General features: G+C 56.7%; 16 protein-coding genes. 12 read left to right on the plus strand and 4 right to left on the minus strand.

Going from position 1 to position 17,426, the window contains the following annotated elements:
• Positions 1 to 137: 137 nt before the first annotated feature.
• Entirely contained in the window at positions 138 to 959 is an 822-nt protein-coding gene (locus C1Y42_RS16950) for an alpha/beta fold hydrolase (RefSeq protein ID WP_010616452.1), read from the plus strand.
• A 179-nt stretch (positions 960 to 1,138) separates the two neighbouring features.
• On the opposite strand, the gene treF is transcribed toward C1Y42_RS16950, so the two are convergent.
• The gene (treF, locus tag C1Y42_RS16955; RefSeq protein ID WP_058759659.1) at positions 1,139 to 2,797 is read right to left on the minus strand and encodes an alpha,alpha-trehalase TreF; all 1,659 of its coding nucleotides are present in this window, start codon (positions 2,795 to 2,797) and stop codon (positions 1,139 to 1,141) included.
• Positions 2,798 to 3,145: 348 nt separating this feature from the next.
• Positions 3,146 to 4,000, minus strand: a complete 855-nt coding sequence (locus tag C1Y42_RS16960; RefSeq protein WP_104093988.1) for an SDR family oxidoreductase — start codon at positions 3,998 to 4,000, stop codon at positions 3,146 to 3,148.
• Between the two features lie 101 nt (positions 4,001 to 4,101).
• Between C1Y42_RS16960 and C1Y42_RS16965 the strand changes: the two genes are divergently transcribed.
• Positions 4,102 to 4,473 carry a helix-turn-helix domain-containing protein gene (locus C1Y42_RS16965; RefSeq protein WP_021507610.1) on the plus strand — a complete coding sequence of 124 codons (372 nt, stop codon included), beginning with the start codon at positions 4,102 to 4,104 and terminating at the stop codon, positions 4,471 to 4,473.
• Positions 4,474 to 4,495: 22 nt separating this feature from the next.
• On the opposite strand, the gene yghX is transcribed toward C1Y42_RS16965, so the two are convergent.
• The gene (gene yghX / locus C1Y42_RS16970) at positions 4,496 to 5,386 is read right to left on the minus strand and encodes a YghX family hydrolase (RefSeq protein ID WP_104093989.1); all 891 of its coding nucleotides are present in this window, start codon (positions 5,384 to 5,386) and stop codon (positions 4,496 to 4,498) included.
• Between the two features lie 568 nt (positions 5,387 to 5,954).
• Here yghX and C1Y42_RS16975 point away from each other — a divergent pair.
• From C1Y42_RS16975 to nhaR, 7 genes are all read left to right on the plus strand, one after another.
• On the plus strand, positions 5,955 to 7,379 hold the full coding sequence (locus C1Y42_RS16975) for a cytochrome ubiquinol oxidase subunit I (protein ID WP_021507608.1): 1,425 nt from the start codon (positions 5,955 to 5,957) through the stop codon (positions 7,377 to 7,379).
• The gene (gene cydB, locus C1Y42_RS16980; protein WP_021507607.1) at positions 7,380 to 8,384 is read left to right on the plus strand and encodes a cytochrome d ubiquinol oxidase subunit II; all 1,005 of its coding nucleotides are present in this window, start codon (positions 7,380 to 7,382) and stop codon (positions 8,382 to 8,384) included. It begins immediately after the preceding gene.
• Position 8,385: 1 nt separating this feature from the next.
• Complete coding sequence (locus C1Y42_RS16985; protein ID WP_064511421.1) at positions 8,386 to 8,553, plus strand: DUF2474 domain-containing protein; 168 nt, start codon at positions 8,386 to 8,388, stop codon at positions 8,551 to 8,553.
• 390 nt (positions 8,554 to 8,943) lie between these two features.
• On the plus strand, positions 8,944 to 9,810 hold the full coding sequence (locus tag C1Y42_RS16990) for a helix-turn-helix domain-containing protein (RefSeq protein WP_058780419.1): 867 nt from the start codon (positions 8,944 to 8,946) through the stop codon (positions 9,808 to 9,810).
• 251 nt (positions 9,811 to 10,061) lie between these two features.
• Complete coding sequence (locus C1Y42_RS23465) at positions 10,062 to 10,205, plus strand: hypothetical protein (protein WP_164861030.1); 144 nt, start codon at positions 10,062 to 10,064, stop codon at positions 10,203 to 10,205.
• A 190-nt stretch (positions 10,206 to 10,395) separates the two neighbouring features.
• A complete protein-coding gene (gene nhaA / locus C1Y42_RS16995) occupies positions 10,396 to 11,574 on the plus strand; it encodes a Na+/H+ antiporter NhaA (RefSeq protein WP_104093990.1) in 1,179 nt (392 codons plus the stop codon).
• Positions 11,575 to 11,603: 29 nt separating this feature from the next.
• The gene (nhaR, locus tag C1Y42_RS17000) at positions 11,604 to 12,506 is read left to right on the plus strand and encodes a transcriptional activator NhaR (protein ID WP_104093991.1); all 903 of its coding nucleotides are present in this window, start codon (positions 11,604 to 11,606) and stop codon (positions 12,504 to 12,506) included.
• 51 nt (positions 12,507 to 12,557) lie between these two features.
• Here nhaR and rpsT read toward each other — a convergent pair whose 3' ends face one another.
• On the minus strand, positions 12,558 to 12,821 hold the full coding sequence (gene rpsT, locus C1Y42_RS17005) for a 30S ribosomal protein S20 (protein WP_013507813.1): 264 nt from the start codon (positions 12,819 to 12,821) through the stop codon (positions 12,558 to 12,560).
• Positions 12,822 to 13,140: 319 nt separating this feature from the next.
• On the opposite strand from rpsT, the gene ribF reads away from it, so the two are divergent.
• From ribF to lspA, 3 genes are read left to right on the plus strand one after another with little or no spacing between them, the layout of a single operon-like run.
• Entirely contained in the window at positions 13,141 to 14,079 is a 939-nt protein-coding gene (ribF, locus tag C1Y42_RS17015) for a bifunctional riboflavin kinase/FAD synthetase (protein ID WP_058774845.1), read from the plus strand.
• Between the two features lie 27 nt (positions 14,080 to 14,106).
• On the plus strand, positions 14,107 to 16,926 hold the full coding sequence (gene ileS / locus C1Y42_RS17020; protein WP_104093992.1) for an isoleucine--tRNA ligase: 2,820 nt from the start codon (positions 14,107 to 14,109) through the stop codon (positions 16,924 to 16,926).
• Complete coding sequence (gene lspA, locus C1Y42_RS17025; RefSeq protein ID WP_021507598.1) at positions 16,926 to 17,426, plus strand: signal peptidase II; 501 nt, start codon at positions 16,926 to 16,928, stop codon at positions 17,424 to 17,426. Before ileS ends, lspA begins: the two co-directional genes overlap by 1 nt.

The following is a 17,426-nucleotide window of genomic DNA, read 5'->3' on the forward strand; positions in this document are numbered from 1 at the left end:
CTTGTACAAGGATTTTTGACGGCAGGGCTTAGCAAAAATCTTTGCACAAGTTGTCAAAATCTCTGCTTTAGGTTTTTCCAGCATCCCACGCTAGTTTGATTGCCAGACACAACATCACTGACTAACGGAGAAAAAACATGAGCACATTCAAGACTAAAGACGGCGTAAACCTGTACTTCAAAGACTGGGGCAAGGGGCAGCCGGTGCTGTTCAGCCACGGCTGGCCGCTGGATGCCGATATGTGGGACAGCCAGCTCAACTTCCTCGCCGAGCGCGGCTATCGCGTCATCGCGTTTGACCGCCGCGGCTTTGGTCGCTCCGATCAGCCGTGGGAAGGCTACGATTACGACACTTTTGCCGACGATATTCACGGCCTGATCGAGCACCTGCAGCTGGATGAGGTGACGCTGGTGGGCTTCTCGATGGGCGGCGGGGATGTGTCGCGCTACATCGGTCGTTATGGTACCGCGAAAGTGAAAGGACTGGTGCTGCTGGGCGCCGTCACCCCGATCTTTGGTAAAACCGACGACCACCCGGAAGGGGTGGAATCAGCGGTGTTTGACGGGATTAAAGCGGGTTTGCTGAAGGATCGTGCGCAGTTTATCAAAGAGTTCGCCACGCCGTTTTACGGCACCAATGCGGGCCAGACGGTTTCCGATGGGGTACTGACGCAGACGCTGAACATTGCGCTGCTGGCGTCGCTAAAAGGTACACTGGATTGTGTGACCGCGTTCTCTGAGACGGATTTCCGTGCGGATATTGCCAAAGTGGATGTGCCGACGCTGGTGATCCACGGCAGTAACGACCAGGTGGTGCCGTTTGAAGCCACCGGCAAGCTGGTGCACGAGATGATTGCGGGTTCGCAGCTGAAAGTGTATGAGAATGGCCCGCACGGTTTTGCGGTGACGCATCAGGACCAGCTGAATGCGGATCTGCTGGCGTTTTTGCAGGGGAATTAAGGGGGGAAGTGCGTTTTTCCCCCTCACCCTAACCCTCTCCCGCCTGCGGGAGAGGGAACCGATCGAGTGAACAATTAATTCGTTAATCACATGTGGCAGCGTTTCCCTCTCCCGGTGGGAGAGGGCCAGGGTGAGGGCATCAGGCCGCAGCATCCCGCATCAGACCGCAGTACTCCGCGTCAGTCCGCCAGCAAATGCCCGTACATCGCCAGCAGGCGACGGGTGACGCCGTTGGTCCAGCCGAAGCCGTCCTGTAGCGGATACTCACCGCCGCCGCCCGGGCGGGCGCGATCGCCGCTGATATCGTACTTCTCTACCAGCTTATGGTGCAGCGAATAGAAGTTCTTCACCGTGGTCAGCCAGTTAACCGCAATCTCGGTTGCCAGCGTCTCTTCACCGTAGTTATTCAGTCCGACCACCGCCATCCACTGCAGTGGTGCCCAGCCGTTGGGTTTATCCCACTGCTCGCCGCTCTCCACCATGGAGGTCACCAGGCCGCCCTGCGTTAGCAGCAGCTGGCGCAGCGCCACCGCCTGCAGATGCGCCTGTTCCGGTGAAGCCAGCCCCAGGAACAGCGGTACCACCGCCGCTGCGGTAAAGGCACCAAAGCGTTCACGTCGCCAGTCGTAGTCGCGGTACACGCCAGCGGTGTTGTCCCACAGATAGCGATGAATCGCCTGCTTGCGCGCATCCGCCTTCTTCTGCCACGCCAGGCCGGTGAGTTCTTCGCCCTTCGCGTGCGCCAGCGTTGAGATCATCAGCTCCAGCTTGTAGAGAAACGCATTCAGATCCACCGGAATAAACTGGGTGGTGCGAATGCTGGCCAGACGCTGTGGATCGCGCAACCAGCGCGAAGAGTAATCCCAGCCGGAAGCGGCACCGGCGCGCAGATCGCGATAAACCTCGCTGGCCGGACGACGCGATTTGCTGGCGGTTTCCACATCTTCCATCCACGATTCATCGCGCGGCGTGTCGCGATCGTCCCAGTAGCGGTTGAGCAGCGAACCATCCGGCATACGCACCACGTGACGATAGGCCTGATGCGGCATCAGCTCGCCGGCTCCGTCCATCCAGAACTGATACTCTTTCATCAGCTGGTCAAGGTAGCGCTTCGCGCCGCGAATGCCGTCCTCTTCAAACAACTCGACCATCAGCGCGAACACCGGCGGCTGCGAGCGGCTGAGGTAATAGGTACGGTTGCCATTTGGCACGTGACCGTAGTTATCAATCAGCCAGGCGAAGTTATCCGCCATATGACGCAGCAGATCGTCGCGGCCCGCTTCGGCCAGTCCCAGCATGCTGAAGTAGGAGTCCCAGTAATACGTTTCACCAAAACGTCCGCCGGGCACCACGTAAGGCTTCGGCAGCGGCAGCAGCGACGAATGCGGTAAATGCTGCTGCGGCATTTTGGTTAACACTGGCCACAGATCGTCAATATGTTCCGTCAGGGTTTTATCCGGATTGGAAACATAAAAACTCTCATTGACCTGCGGTAAATAAAAATGCTCGTGGACAAATTTTTCCAGGTCGAACTCCGCCGAGCGTTTGCGGCGGCGATAGCGGATTAGAATATCCAGAGGATCGAATTTAGGCGCGCAGTCCGGAAACGTTTTACTGTCGGCAAAAATACGTGACGTCTGCACGTGCTCAAACAGCTCCAGATAGCGATCGGCAGGCGTCAGCGCATCAGGCGCAGGCAGGCCTTCGATCAGCTCGGGTTCCGGCTCCGAATCCTGCATACCTTCGCGGATAAACTCGTGAGGATCGTATTGATACCCCAGATCAGCATGGGCTTCGTGTTCTCCGAAAGCTTGACGTTGCTGGTGGTTAGTATTAATAGCGGCCTCCTGAAATTGCCTGGTTGCTCAAAGGACAAATTATAGATCTCTGACCCGATGAGACAACAATGCGAAATATCTATGAACGTAATAAATCTTGTCGATTGATCGGCTATTTAAGGCTTTTTTCAGCGAATACAACGCCCTATATTTCAGGAATTGAAAGCAGTGTTTCAGATGAAGCTTTAAATAAATGAGCAGAATTATCTGTAAATAAGAAAATCGTCAGTGATGACGGCAAAAAAGCGGGAAGAGGTTGATCATTTGATGGCAAACGAGACGGGGAAAAGAGGGCTTTTCGTCGCCCTCACCCCGGATTTCACCGCAGGTGAGGGCGCCATCAGCGCCTTACTTTGCCAGCATGGCCTTAATTACCGCGGCGAACGGTGTGGTCGGGCGGCCAATGAGTTTGCTGAGCGTGTGGCTGTCGTCGAACAGGGCACCCTGAGCGGCACCGGCGTCTGAATCCGCCAGCAGTTCGGCCAGCGGCGCGGGTAAACCGGCTCCGATCAGCGCCGCGCTGAATTCCGCAGGCGGCAGGTTAACGTACTCCACCTGTTCGCCGGACTGGCGGGCGATCTCCGCACTGAATTCTGCCAGCGTATAGCTGTCATCGCCGGCCAGTTCGTACACTTTGCCGGCCTGATCGTCACGGCTGATCACCTCTGCCGCCGCGGCAGCATAATCCTCGCGCGCCGCCGACGCGATGCGCCCGTTGCCCGCCGCGCCGATAAAGGCATGATGCGCTAACGCCGGTGCGATGCTGGCCGCATAGTTTTCGCTGTACCAGCCGTTACGCAGCAGGGCATAAGGGATGCCTGAAGCCTGCAGCAGCGCTTCGGTGGCGCGGTGTTCGACGCCCAGACCCAGCGGCGAGGTATCGGCATGCAGCAGACTGGTATACGCGATAAATGACACGCCTGCCGCTTTGGCGGCATCAATCACCGCCCGGTGCTGGGCTTCGCGCTGGCCCACTTCGCTGGAGGAGATCAGCAGCACTTTCTGCACGCCGGCAAAGGCGCCTTGCAGCGTCTGTGGCTGGTTGTAATCTGCGGTACGCAGCGCGACGCCGAGCGCCTGCAGGTCCTGCGCCTTTTCCGGTGAACGTACTACCGCGATGATCTCGCTGGCCGGTACTTTCTTCAGCAAGGCATTAATCACTAAACGGCCCAGTTGGCCAGTGGCTCCGGTAATCGCAATCATGGTGTTTTTCCTCAGGTTGAACTGGTATGGAAACAGCCTACGAGATAAACTAACTTTTAGTAAGTACTTACAGATTTGTTAGTTTGAGCGGAGTGATGTAAATGGCTGAAAACCTGAGTGATAAATTTTCCCGTGGTGAATTGCTCAATGTGAACTGCCCGTCACGTGAAGTGTTAAAACGGATTACCAGCCGCTGGAGTGTGCTGGTGTTACTGGCGCTGCGTGCTGAGACGCTGCGCTTCAGCGAACTGCGCCGCCGGATTGGTGGCATCAGTGAACGCATGCTGGCGCAGACGCTGCGCTACATGGAAGAGGATGGCTTCATTGAGCGTATCGCTTATGAAGTGGTGCCGCCGCACGTGGAGTACCGGCTGACGGCGCTGGGCCATGAGGTGGAAGGGCAGGTCATCGGCCTCGCCGACTGGCTGGAAAGCAATGTCCACCGCATCATTAAAGCGCCGCAGACAGCGTGAGTGCCGTCGCGGCGCGCCAGGCTCAGGCGTGCAAATATTTCCCAAACCAGCCGAGTGTGCGACCCCATGCCAGTTCGGCGGCAGCTTTGTCATAGCGTGGCGTTGAGTCGTTGTGAAAGCCGTGATTCACGCCGGGATAAATATACGCCTCATAGGTTTTGTGGCTGGCTTGCAGAGCGGCTTCATAGGCTGGCCAGCCTTCGTTGATGCCTTTATCCAGCGCGGCATAGTGCAGCAGCAGCGGCGCCTGAATGCGCGCCACATCTTCCGCTTTTGGCTGGCGGCCGTAGAACGGCACGGCGCAGGCCAGCTCAGGAAACGCCACTGCCGCCGCATTTGCTACGCCGCCGCCATAACAGAAGCCGGTGATGCCGACCTTGCCGTTCCCCTCGGGATGCTGCATCAGGAAATCGACCGCCGCGAAGAAATCGTTCATCAGTTTGGTCGGGTCGACTTTGGCCTGCATCGCACGGCCCTCTTCATCATTGCCCGGATAGCCGCCCTGCGAGCTTAAGCCATCCGGCGCCAGCGCGACATAGCCCGCTTTGGCGACCCGTCTCGCCACGTCTTCAATGTAAGGATTCAGGCCGCGATTCTCGTGTACCACCACCACGGCACCCAACTTGCCGCTGGCGTGAGTCGGGCGCACCCGATAAGCGCGTACCTCGCCATGTCCCTGGGGCGACGGGTAGTGAATGTATTCGGCGTTGATATCAGGATCGGTAAACGACACCTGCTCTGCCAGCGCATAATTGGGGCTCATGGCGCTGAGCAGGGTGGCTCCGGTCATGCCAGCGATGGTGAACTTCGCGGCCAGCGAGAGAAACTCGCGCTTGCTGATGCGACCGTGCGCATAGTAGTCATAAAGCTCAAGCAGTTCCTGGGGAAAATCCTGGGCGGTAAGACGGGTCATAACCTCTCCTTCGCTGATTAACCGGACTGTGCTGCTTTAACAAAGCACAGCCTGACGCCGCTGGCAAATGCCATGCCCCAGCGGGTTAATGCGCGATGGCTCACAGAATGTCACCGAAAGGCAGCAAATTAATTTCTTTTTGGTCTATAAAAATTATCTTTTAATTAACAAAGTTTCTTTCTGGCTACTGTGCAGGAAATTTTACAGCGTAACGTGACGGTGCGGTCCTGTGCCGTTTTGTCTTGCGCAGTAATTAACAGCTAAATTAGCCAGTTACCAGATTAACGCCTTTTTCTCTCGCTCTGCTTAATAACAAGATTGTCACAATAAATCACGGGCTTTAACCTTAACTTAGTGATTTTAAACAAGTAGTTTCTGGTGAAAACAATGATCGAAATCAAAAAATACTGTTATAGTTTTAGCCATTCCCACTGTTTCTTTTTGTTCTCGCCGCTTGCCTTACAATTGGCGTGAATCTCTTCCGACGTCACGAAATAATAATCTTGTGCGTCAAACTTGTTAATTATAAGTAAAAATTCGGTGCAATCTTGTGGCAAAGAGGTAAGCAATGTTTGGATTAGATGCCTTCCACCTGGCCAGGATTCAGTTCGCCTTTACTGTTTCCTTCCATATTATTTTCCCGGCCATCACCATTGGTCTCGCCAGTTTCCTGGCGGTGCTCGAAGGCATGTGGCTGAAAACCCGTAACGAGACCTATCGCGATCTCTACCACTTCTGGTCCAAAGTCTTTGCCGTTAACTTCGGTATGGGCGTGGTGTCCGGACTGGTGATGGCGTATCAGTTTGGTACCAACTGGAGTGGTTTCTCGCAGTTTGCCGGCAGTATTACCGGTCCGCTGCTGACGTATGAAGTGCTCACCGCCTTCTTCCTTGAAGCGGGCTTCCTCGGCGTGATGCTGTTTGGCTGGAACCGCGTTGGGCCGGGCCTGCACTTCTTTGCCACGTGCATGGTTGCGCTCGGCACCATCATCTCAACCTTCTGGATCCTCGCGTCCAACAGCTGGATGCATACCCCGCAGGGCTACATCATTGAGAATGGCATCGTGGTGCCGCAGGACTGGTTTAAGATTGTCTTCAACCCGTCGTTCCCGTACCGCCTGTTCCATATGTCGGTGGCGGCCTTCCTCGCCAGTGCCTTCTTTGTTGGCGCGTCTGGCGCGTGGCATCTGCTGCGCGGTAACGATAACCCGGCAATCCGCAAAATGTTCTCCATGGCACTGTGGATGGCACTGATCGTAGCGCCGATTCAGGCGATGATCGGCGATGCGCACGGCCTGAATACCCTTGAGCATCAGCCGGCAAAAATTGCGGCGATTGAAGGCCACTGGGAAAACCCGCCGGGAGAAGCGACGCCGCTGATTCTGTTCGGTATTCCGGATATGGATGAAGAACGCACCAAATATGCGCTGGAAGTGCCGTACCTCGGCAGCCTGATTTTGACCCACAGCCTGGACAAACAGGTCCCGGCGCTGAAGAGCTTCCCGAAAGAGGACCGTCCGAATTCGCTGGTGATCTTCTGGTCGTTCCGCGTCATGGTGGCGATGGGCCTGCTGATGATCACCCTCGGTGTGCTGAGCCTGTGGCTGCGCTACAAAAAGCGGCTGTATAACTCCCGGCCGTTCCTGTGGTTCGCCCTGCTGATGGGCCCATCCGGCCTGATCGCCATTCTTGCCGGCTGGTTTACCACGGAAATTGGTCGTCAGCCATGGGTGGTGTACGGCGTGCAGCGCACCATTGATGCGGTGTCGGCGCATGGTGATTTGCATATGAGCATCAGCCTGCTGGCCTTCATCCTCGTCTATTCGTCGGTGTTTGGTGTCGGCTACGTTTACATGATGCGCCTGATCAAGAAAGGTCCGCTGACCGGCGAGGGTAAAGATGTGCGCCACGGTGGTCCGGGGCAGGATAAAACACCTGCGCGTCCGCTTTCTGCGGCCCATGAGAGTCTGAACGAACCGCAGGAGGGTAAATAAATGATCGATTTCTCCATTATCTGGTTCGCCATTATCGTGTTCGCCACCCTGATGTATATCGTGATGGATGGCTTCGATCTTGGCATCGGTATCCTGTTCCCGTTCAACAAAGATGCAGTTGAGCGCGACATGATGGTGAATACCGTTGCGCCGGTCTGGGATGGCAACGAAACCTGGCTGGTGCTGGGCGGTGCCGGTCTGTACGGTGCGTTCCCGCTGGCCTATTCGGTGATTGCCGATGCGCTGGCTATTCCGCTCACCGCGATGCTGATTGGCCTGATTTTCCGTGGCGTGGCGTTTGAGTTCCGCTTTAAGGCCACGGAAGAACACCGCGCGTTCTGGGATAAATCATTTATCGCCGGTTCACTGCTGGCGACCTTCAGTCAGGGCGTTGCGGTCGGTGCGATTATCGACGGCTTCCCGGTGAAAGGGCGCGAGTTTGCCGGCTCGGCGCTGGACTGGCTGGCGCCGTTCCCGCTGTTCTGCGGCGTCGGTCTGGTGGTGGCGTACGCGCTGCTGGGCTGTACCTGGCTGATCATGAAAACCGAGCATGAACTGCACCGTAAGATGTCCGCGCTGGCGACGCCGCTGGTGATCGCGCTGCTGCTGATTGTCGGCATTATCAGCCTGTGGACGCCGTTCACCCACGATGCGATTGCGCACCGCTGGTTCAGCCGTCCTAACCTGTTCTGGTTCCTGCCGGTGCCGGTGCTAGTGCTGCTGTGTTCGTGGGGCATCGTGCGCGCCATTAAGCGTGAGGCGCACTACTCGCCGTTCCTGCTGACGCTGGCGCTGGTGTTTCTCGGCTTCTCCGGCCTTGGTATTAGCGTGTGGCCGCACATTATTCCGCCGTCGATCACCATCTGGGACGCCGCGTCACCGCCGCAGAGTCAGGCCTTTATGCTGGTCGGTAGCTTACTGATTATTCCGGTGATTCTGGGTTATACCTTCTGGAGTTACTACGTGTTCCGCGGAAAAATCAAAGCCGACGAAGGATACCACTGAGATGCAAACCGAGGTCAGCAATATGAGCAACCCCACTGAAACGAAAGCCCCCTGGTGGAAGCGCGTGCTGTGGTTAGTAATCATCTACGGCGCAAGCGTGCTGGCACTGGGCGTGGTGGCATCACTGTTTCGTATGATGATGACGGCAGCGGGCATGCGTTCGCACTGAGTGGTCGATGAGGGCAGGCACGCCTGCCCGGCATTATCGGTCGCCATAAATGGCGACCCTGCAAGGTGATGCACGATTTTCACAGGGTGCGCATTGATGCGCACCGATCATGTGTCGGCCCATCAGATTGACCAGCATTTGGTCGCCATTAATAGCGCCCCTGCGGATACGATTTACAGGGGGCGCATTAATGCGCACCGCTATGCGCAGGCAAATCACTGCTCAATGATGCGATGCCGTTAAGACGATAAAAGGTTAGTTACCTAAGCAATTAATGCTTTTCGCGTCTCGCTGTCTTTACTCTTCCTTACGTTATCCATACGATTTTGTTATATTTATGTGACGGATTACGCAAAAGCACCGCCTTTCCCAACCCATTCAATTAAAAAAATGCTCAGCCTGAATCTGAAAAAACAGTACATCAACGATCTGGTGGACTGGATCGAGGCCAATCTGACCGACGAGCTCAACATCGATCTGATTACCCTGAAATCCGGTTACTCCAAGTGGCACATGCAGCGCATGTTTAAAGAGATGACCGGCCAGACGCTGGCCTCGTACACGCGCAAACGTCGTCTGACGCTCTCTGCCATGGCGCTGCGCCTGACCAGCATGCCGCTTATCGATATCGCCGTGCGGTTTGGCTTTGATAATCAGCAAAACTTTACCCGGGTGTTTAAAAGCCACTTCGCCATGACGCCAGGCGCTTATCGCCGCATTCCTGAGATGCAGATGAAAGACTTCCACAGCCGCATCTCAACCCAGCGGCAGTGGGTGAGTGCGCGCCTGGCAGAGAAGCCGGAGCTGAAGCTGTGCGGAGAAGTGATTGAGTGGGAGTGCCGCTTCGGCGAATACATTGACCACCACAATCACGTGGTGGCGCAGCATACGCGTGATTTCATCGCCTTCGCCGGCCAGCATGTGCAGCGCGGCTGGCTGGGTTTCCAGTTCAGCCCGGGGGTTAACTCCAGCGATCAGCAGCATATCAGCCTGTTCCAGGCGCTGGAGAGCCAGTACGCCGACGTGCTGACCGGCAATGTACAGAACTGGACTGGTGAAAGCGGACTGTATGCGGAGATTGACTGGCACGGCGCGCCGGAAGAGATCAATGCGTTCACCGCAGAGGTGTACTACAACCATCTGCCTGCGCTCGGCGTGGCGCGGCGGCCGGGCAAGGACCTGATTAAGCTCGATCTCCGCTACAGCACGCCGGATCTGCTGCAGGGCACCTTTTACATTCCGGTCAAAGTCGGATAATGCATAAATCGTGCGGTAAACTGTGATAAACCGCACGATTTTATAAATTCCTGCGCCTGAGTGGCGTAAAATCCTTCACTGAAACCTGACTGACCGTGGAAAACACTGTTTGCCACCTCTCAGGCTGGATTATCACCTGCATGCCTGGTCCATTCCGGACCGTTATAGTGAAAAGACAAAAAATTATGCGACTTCTACCGTTGTTACTTTCAACAGCGCTTGTGGCGTTTTCCGCGCTGGCAAGTGCCCAGATGGCTGAGCCTTTCTCGCCGCCAGGCGGTCTGCATCCGCATCAGCCTCACTGCGCCCAGCATGAGATTGCCGGCGATAATGCGCTGCCACAGCAGCGTACGGATGACGTGACGCTGCTGACCTGCACTAACCACCAGGCCTGACGGCGCGCTACCTGCTTAGCGACCAGCGCCGTATTGCGTCCGTCCGCTTTCAGCCCCTCCCTCCGCTGCAATACGCCCGGCCTGGCAAATAACTCGAAAATCCCGAGCAATAAACGAGACATAAGCTGCTTTTAACGAGGTGTTTCAGCGGCTAAACTTCTCCACCAAATGTCTCTGCTCAGGAGGAGTTGTGAACAAACCCCGTAGTATTCGAAGCTTGCTGAAAAGCTTTATCGAAAGTGACGCCAGCAACGGCATGGTGCTGATTCTGGCGGCGGTGGCGGCGATGGTGCTGGCCAATAATGCCGCCACCGCGCAGGGCTATCAAAACCTGCTGGCGGAGCCGGTACAGATTCGCTTCGGCGCGCTGGATATCAGCAAAAACCTGCTGCTGTGGATTAACGATGCGCTGATGGCGCTGTTCTTTCTGCTGATTGGCCTCGAAGTGAAGCGCGAACTGATCAGCGGCGAGCTGGCCAGCCGCGATCGCGCGATCTTTCCGGTGATTGCAGCGCTGGGCGGCATGGTTGCCCCGGCGCTCATTTTCCTGCTGTTCAATCATGATAACGAGGTAGCCCGCAACGGCTGGGCAATTCCCACGGCCACCGATATCGCCTTTGCGCTCGGCGTGCTGGCGCTGCTCGGCAGCCGGGTACCGGCGGCGCTGAAAGTGTTCCTGATGGCGCTGGCGATCATTGATGACCTCGGTGCCATCGTGATTATTGCGCTGTTCTATACCAGCGATCTGTCAGTGCTGTCGCTGAGCGTGGCGGGCGGCGCTATCGTGCTGCTGGCGATCCTCAATCGCTGCGGTGTGCGCAACATCGCAGTGTATATGCTGGTAGGCGTGGTGCTGTGGACCGCGGTGCTGAAGTCCGGCGTGCACGCCACGCTGGCGGGCGTCGTGGTGGGCTTCTTCGTACCGCTGGAGGAGAAAGAGGGTCACTCACCGGCTGAGCACCTGGCGCATGGCCTGATGCCGTGGGTCAACTGGCTGATCCTGCCGCTGTTCGCGTTCGCCAACGCCGGTATTTCACTCAGCGGCATCACCTTTGGCGATGTGCTGTCGCCGGAGCCGCTCGGCATCATCCTGGGTCTGCTGATTGGTAAACCGCTGGGCATTACGCTGTTCTGCTGGCTGGCGGTGAAGATGCGGCTGGCGGCGCTGCCAGGCAGTACCACTATTCGCGATATCATGGCAATTGGCGTGCTGTGCGGCATCGGCTTTACCATGTCGATTTTCATCAGCTCGCTGGCGTTTGACGCCGCGCATGAACAGCTGGTGACGTTCTCGAAACTGGGCATTCTTAGCGGTTCGCTGCTGTCGGCGGTGATTGGTTACACGCTGCTGCGCATCAAACTGCGCTAATAAGGGGAGGCGCAAGCCTCCTTTATCGTATGAATCAGCTCAATTTTAATCATCTCTATTACTTCTGGCAGGTGTGCAAAACCGGTTCGGTGGTGCGCGCCGCTGAAGTCTTGTGCCTGACGCCGCAAACCGTGACCGGCCAGATCAAGGCGCTGGAAGAGCAGCTGAATGGCGTGCTGTTTCGCCGTCAGGGGCGCGGCCTGGTGCCCACCGAGCTGGGGCAGCTGGTGTTCCGCTATGCCGATCGCATGTTTATGCTCAGCCAGGAAATGCTCGATATCGTTAACTACCGCAAGGAGTCGCATCTGCTGTTTGATGTTGGCGTGGCGGATGCGCTGTCAAAACAGCTGGTGAGCAAGGTGCTGGAAACGGTGGTGATGGCCGGCGAGAAAATTCAGCTGCGCTGCTTTGAATCAACGCATGAAATGCTGCTGGAGCAGCTCAGCCAGCATAAGCTGGATATGATCCTCTCCGACTGCCCGATAGATTCAACCCAGCAGGCCGGGCTGTTTTCGGTCAAGCTCGGCGAATGTCCGGTTAGCTTCTGGTGTAATGCGCCACTGCCTGAGCTGCCGTTTCCGGCCTGTCTGGAGCAGCGGCGCCTGCTGTTGCCCGGCCGGCGCTCGATGCTGGGGCGCAAGCTGCTGAACTGGATCCACAGTCAGGGGTTACAGGTTGAGATTCTCGGTGAATTTGATGATGCGGCGCTGATGAAGGCGTTTGGCGCGCAGAACAATGCGATCTTTGTCGCACCGACGCTGTACGGGGATGATGTCTATCGTGACGATAGCGTGCGCGAGATCGGCAGGCTGGAGACGGTGATGGAGGAGTATCACGTTATTTTTGCCGGGCGCATGATTCAGCATCCGGCGGTGCAGCGCATTTGCCATCGCGACTTCAGCGCGCTGTTCAGCCACGGATCGCAGGCATAAAAAAACCGGCGAAGCGCCGGTTCTTTTAACAAAGCGATAAACAGACGGCGATTAAGCCAGTTTGTTGATCTGAGCAGTCAGGTTTGCTTTATGACGTGCAGCTTTGTTTTTGTGGATCAGACCTTTAGCAGCCTGACGGTCCACGATTGGTTGCATTTCGTTGAATGCGTTCTGCGCAGCAGCTTTGTCGCCGGTTGCGATAGCCGCGTATACTTTCTTGATGAAAGTACGCATCATAGAACGATTGCTCGCGTTATGCTTGCGACGTTTCTCAGATGTTACGGCGCGTTTCTTAGCTGATTTGATATTAGCCAAGGTCCAACTCCCAAATGTGTTCTATATGGACAAATCAAAGGCCGAGGACTATGCCTTTTGCGCCTTCTTTTGTCAATGGATTTGTGCAATAAAGCGTCGTTTTAACCACGACACCCGCTTACGTAATTGATGGCGCAAGATTCTACCAGCAACACCGCGCTGAATACAGTATTTCGCAACAAAATTGTTGTGATGGGGCCGGAGCCGCCAGCCAGCGGGCGCCTGACGCTGAATCAGGCGCAGGAAAGGCACGCAGACGGGTTAACCTGAACGCTATTCAAGGGTATAATCCGCCGATTTCCACCGGTTTGAGTCAGCCATGAAGTTTATCCGCGGTATTTACAATCTGAAAGAGCAGCATCGCGGCTGCGTCCTGACCATTGGTAATTTTGACGGCGTGCATCGCGGCCACCAGGCGCTGATGGCGGAGTTAATTGCCGAAGGACGTAAACGCAACCTGCCGGTGGTGGTGATGCTGTTTGAGCCACAGCCGCTGGAGCTGTTTGCCGGCGACAAAGCGCCGGCGCGCCTGACGCGTCTGCGTGAAAAGCTCAAGTACCTCGCACTGGCAGGCGTTGACGCCGTGGTGTGCGTGCGCTTCGATCGCCGTTTTGCGGCACACTCAGCACAAAGCTTTATCAGCGAACTGCTGGTCGACAAGCTCAATGTGAAATTCCTCGCAGTGGGGGATGATTTCCGCTTTGGCGCTGGTCGCCAGGGGGATTTCCTGTTATTACAGAAAGCCGGTGCGGAGTATGGCTTTGAGGTCATCAGCACCCAGACCTATTGTGATGGCGGCAAACGTATCAGCAGTACGGCGGTACGTCAGGCGCTGGCGCAGGACGATTTTGCTCAGGCGCAGCAGCTGCTCGGTCATCCGTTCAGTATTTCTGGCCGCGTGGTGCACGGTGATGCACTGGGACGCACCATTGGTTTCCCGACCGCCAATCTCCCGCTTCGTCGCACCGTGACGCCGGTAAAAGGTGTCTTTGCGGTTGAAGTGCTGGGGCTGGGCGAGCAGCCGATTCCCGGCGTGGCAAACATTGGTACGCGCCCGACGGTAAAAGGTCTGCGTCAGCAGCTTGAAGTTCACCTGCTCGACACACATATGAATCTTTATGGGCGCCACATTGAGGTGGTGCTGAAGCAGAAGATTCGCGACGAACAGCGTTTCGCTTCGCTGGACGCGCTGAAAGAACAAATTGCGAAAGATGTGGTGACGGCCCGCCAATTTTTTGGGCTAAAAACACCGGTTTAATGACCGAAATACGGAACCGAGAATCTGATGAGTGACTATAAATCTACCCTGAATTTGCCGGAAACGGGGTTCCCGATGCGTGGCGATCTGGCCAAACGCGAACCGGGAATGCTGCAACGTTGGTATGATGACAACCTGTACGGCATCATCCGCGCAGCCAAAAAAGGGAAAAAAACCTTTATCCTGCATGATGGCCCTCCGTATGCGAACGGCAGCATTCATATTGGTCACTCAGTTAACAAGATTCTGAAAGATATTATCGTTAAGTCGAAAGGCATGGCGGGCTTTGACTCGCCGTATGTTCCCGGCTGGGACTGCCACGGCTTACCGATTGAGCACAAAGTTGAGCAGATGATTGGCAAGCCGGGCGAGAAAGTCAGCGCAGCTGAATTCCGCGCAGCCTGCCGCAACTACGCGGCGGAGCAGGTTGAAGGCCAGAAGAAGGACTTCATCCGCCTTGGCGTGCTCGGCGACTGGGATCGTCCTTATCTGACCATGAATTTCCAGACCGAAGCCAACATCATTCGCGCGCTGGGCAAGATCATCGGTAATGGTCATCTGCACAAAGGCGCCAAGCCGGTGCACTGGTGCATGGACTGCCGTTCCGCGCTGGCGGAAGCGGAAGTGGAGTATTACGACAAAACTTCACCTTCTATCGACGTGATGTTTAACGCGCTGGATGCCGATGCGGTACGCGCGAAGTTTGGCGTTGCAACGTCAGAAGGCCCGGTTTCACTGGTTATCTGGACCACCACGCCGTGGACCATGCCGGCAAACCGCGCCATCTCGCTGCATCCGGAATTCGACTACCAGCTGGTGCAGATTGCCGGCCGCAGCCTGATCCTCGCGAAAGATCTGGTGGAATCGGTGTTGAAACGCGCAGGCATCAGTGAGTGGCAGGTGCTGGGCGAGTGCAAAGGCGCCGCGCTGGAGCTGCAGCTGTTCCAGCATCCGTTCCTTGAGCAGATCCAGTCGAAAGTGGTGCTGGGCGAGCACGTCACGCTGGACGCCGGTACCGGTGCGGTGCACACCGCGCCAGGCCACGGTCCGGATGACTATGTGATCGGCCAGAAGTACGGCATCGAAACCGCTAACCCGGTCGGGCCGGACGGCGCGTATCTGCCGGGCACCTATCCAACCCTGGATGGCGTTAACGTATTTAAAGCCAACGACATGATCGTTGCGCTGCTGCAGGAGAAAGGCGCGCTGCTGCACGTGGAAAAACTGCTGCACAGCTATCCGCACTGCTGGCGTCATAAAACGCCAATCATCTTCCGCGCTACGCCGCAGTGGTTTATCAGCATGGATCAGAAAGGCCTGCGTGCGCAGTCGCTGAAAGAGATCAAAGGCGTGCAGTGGATCCCGGACTGGGGCCAGGCGCGTATCGAAGCGATGGTCGCTAACCGTCCGGACTGGTGCATCTCGCGTCAGCGCACCTGGGGCGTGCCGATGGCGCTGTTCGTCCATAAAGAGAGCGAGCAGCTGCACCCGGATACGCTGGAGCTGATGGAGAAAGTGGCGCAGCGCGTCGAGCAGGACGGTATTCAGGCGTGGTGGGATCTCGATCCGCGCGATCTGATGGGCGATGACGCCGATCACTACGTCAAAGTGCCGGATACCCTCGACGTCTGGTTTGACTCCGGATCGACCAGCTTCTCGGTGGTGGATGCGCGTCCGGAATTTGACGGGCACGCACCGGATATGTATCTGGAAGGCTCGGATCAGCATCGCGGCTGGTTCATGTCGTCGCTGATGATCTCCACGGCGATGAAAGGCAAAGCGCCTTACCGTCAGGTACTGACCCACGGCTTCACCGTCGACGGTCAGGGCCGCAAAATGTCGAAATCAATCGGCAACACCGTGGCACCGCAGGATGTGATGGACAAGCTGGGCGCGGATATTCTGCGTCTGTGGGTGGCCTCAACCGACTACTCCGGTGAGATGGCAGTATCTGACGAAATCCTGAAACGGGCCGCCGACAGCTATCGCCGTATCCGTAACACTGCGCGCTTCCTGCTGGCGAACCTTGCTGGCTTCAACCCGGCGACCGACTGCGTCAGTCCGGAAGAGATGGTAGTGGTGGATCGCTGGGCCGTAGGCCGTGCGCTGGCGGCACAGCAGGACATCGTGCAGTCGTACGAGAACTACGATTTCCACGAAGTGGTGCAGCGTCTGATGCACTTCTGCTCCATCGAGATGGGCTCGTTCTATCTCGACGTGATCAAAGATCGTCAGTACACCGCGAAGGGCGACAGCCTGGCGCGTCGCAGCTGCCAGACCGCGCTGTGGCATATCGCTGAAGCGCTGGTGCGCTGGATGGCGCCGATCATGTCGTTCACCGCGGATGAGATCTGGGGCTATCTGCCTGGCGAGCGTCCACAGTACGTGTTCACCGAAGAGTGGTATCAGGGCCTGTTTGGTCTGGCGCAGGATGAACCGCTGAATGATGCGTACTGGGCAGAACTGCTGAAAGTGCGCGGTGAAGTGAACAAGGTGATCGAGCAGGCGCGCAGCGACAAGCGCATCGGCGGCGCACTCGAAGCCACCGTCACGCTGTACGCCGATCCGGAACTGGCGGCGAAGCTGCAGGCGCTGGGCGATGAGCTGCGTTTCGTGCTGCTGACCTCGGGCGCGACCGTGGCGGATTATGTGACGGCCAGCGACGAAGCGCAGCAGAGCGAGCTGTTAAAAGGTCTGAAAATCGCGCTGCATAAAGCAGAAGGCGAGAAATGTCCGCGCTGCTGGCATTACACTACTGACGTCGGCCAGAATCCGGAGCATGCTGCGGTGTGTGGACGTTGCTACACCAACGTAGCCGGAAACGGTGAAGTGCGGAAATTTGCCTGATGAGTAAACTGTGCTCAACCGGACTGCGCTGGGTATGGCTGGTGCTGGTGGTGATCGTGGTCGATTTTGCCAGCAAGCAGTGGGTCATGAACAACATGATGCTGCATGAAACTCAGCCGCTGATGCCGTTCCTGAACCTGTTCTACGCGCACAACTATGGCGCGGCGTTCAGCTTCCTGGCAGACAAAGGCGGCTGGCAGCGCTGGTTCTTTGCCGGTATCGCCATCGCCATTGTGGTGTCTCTGCTGGTGATGATGTATCGCAATCGCGCCAGCAATAAATTAACCAACATTGCCTACGCGCTGATTATCGGCGGGGCGCTGGGTAACCTGTTTGATCGTGCCTGGCACGGCTTTGTGGTCGACTTTATCGACTTCTATGTCGGTGACTGGCACTTCGCCACCTTTAACATTGCCGACTGCGGAATCTGCATCGGTGCGGCGCTGGTGGTGCTGGAGGGCTTTCTCAGCCCGAAAGGCAAACAGGTCACGAATAAATAA

The organism is Pantoea sp. ICBG 985, assembly GCF_002928365.1.
GTDB lineage: Bacteria > Pseudomonadota > Gammaproteobacteria > Enterobacterales > Enterobacteriaceae > Pantoea > Pantoea dispersa.

Coding starts and splice junctions, on each gene's coding strand:
- C1Y42_RS16950 (WP_010616452.1), top strand. CDS start 138: ATGAGCACATTCAAGACTAAAGACGGCGTAAACCTGTACTTCAAAGAC.
- C1Y42_RS16960 (WP_104093988.1), bottom strand. CDS start 4,000: ATGATTGCGATTACCGGAGCCACTGGCCAACTGGGCCGTTTAGTGATT.
- C1Y42_RS16965 (WP_021507610.1), top strand. CDS start 4,102: ATGGCTGAAAACCTGAGTGATAAATTTTCCCGTGGTGAATTGCTCAAT.
- yghX (WP_104093989.1), bottom strand. CDS start 5,386: ATGACCCGTCTTACCGCCCAGGATTTTCCCCAGGAACTGCTTGAGCTT.
- C1Y42_RS16975 (WP_021507608.1), top strand. CDS start 5,955: ATGTTTGGATTAGATGCCTTCCACCTGGCCAGGATTCAGTTCGCCTTT.
- cydB (WP_021507607.1), top strand. CDS start 7,380: ATGATCGATTTCTCCATTATCTGGTTCGCCATTATCGTGTTCGCCACC.
- C1Y42_RS16985 (WP_064511421.1), top strand. CDS start 8,386: ATGCAAACCGAGGTCAGCAATATGAGCAACCCCACTGAAACGAAAGCC.
- C1Y42_RS16990 (WP_058780419.1), top strand. CDS start 8,944: ATGCTCAGCCTGAATCTGAAAAAACAGTACATCAACGATCTGGTGGAC.
- C1Y42_RS23465 (WP_164861030.1), top strand. CDS start 10,062: ATGGCTGAGCCTTTCTCGCCGCCAGGCGGTCTGCATCCGCATCAGCCT.
- nhaR (WP_104093991.1), top strand. CDS start 11,604: ATGAATCAGCTCAATTTTAATCATCTCTATTACTTCTGGCAGGTGTGC.
- ribF (WP_058774845.1), top strand. CDS start 13,141: ATGAAGTTTATCCGCGGTATTTACAATCTGAAAGAGCAGCATCGCGGC.
- ileS (WP_104093992.1), top strand. CDS start 14,107: ATGAGTGACTATAAATCTACCCTGAATTTGCCGGAAACGGGGTTCCCG.
- lspA (WP_021507598.1), top strand. CDS start 16,926: ATGAGTAAACTGTGCTCAACCGGACTGCGCTGGGTATGGCTGGTGCTG.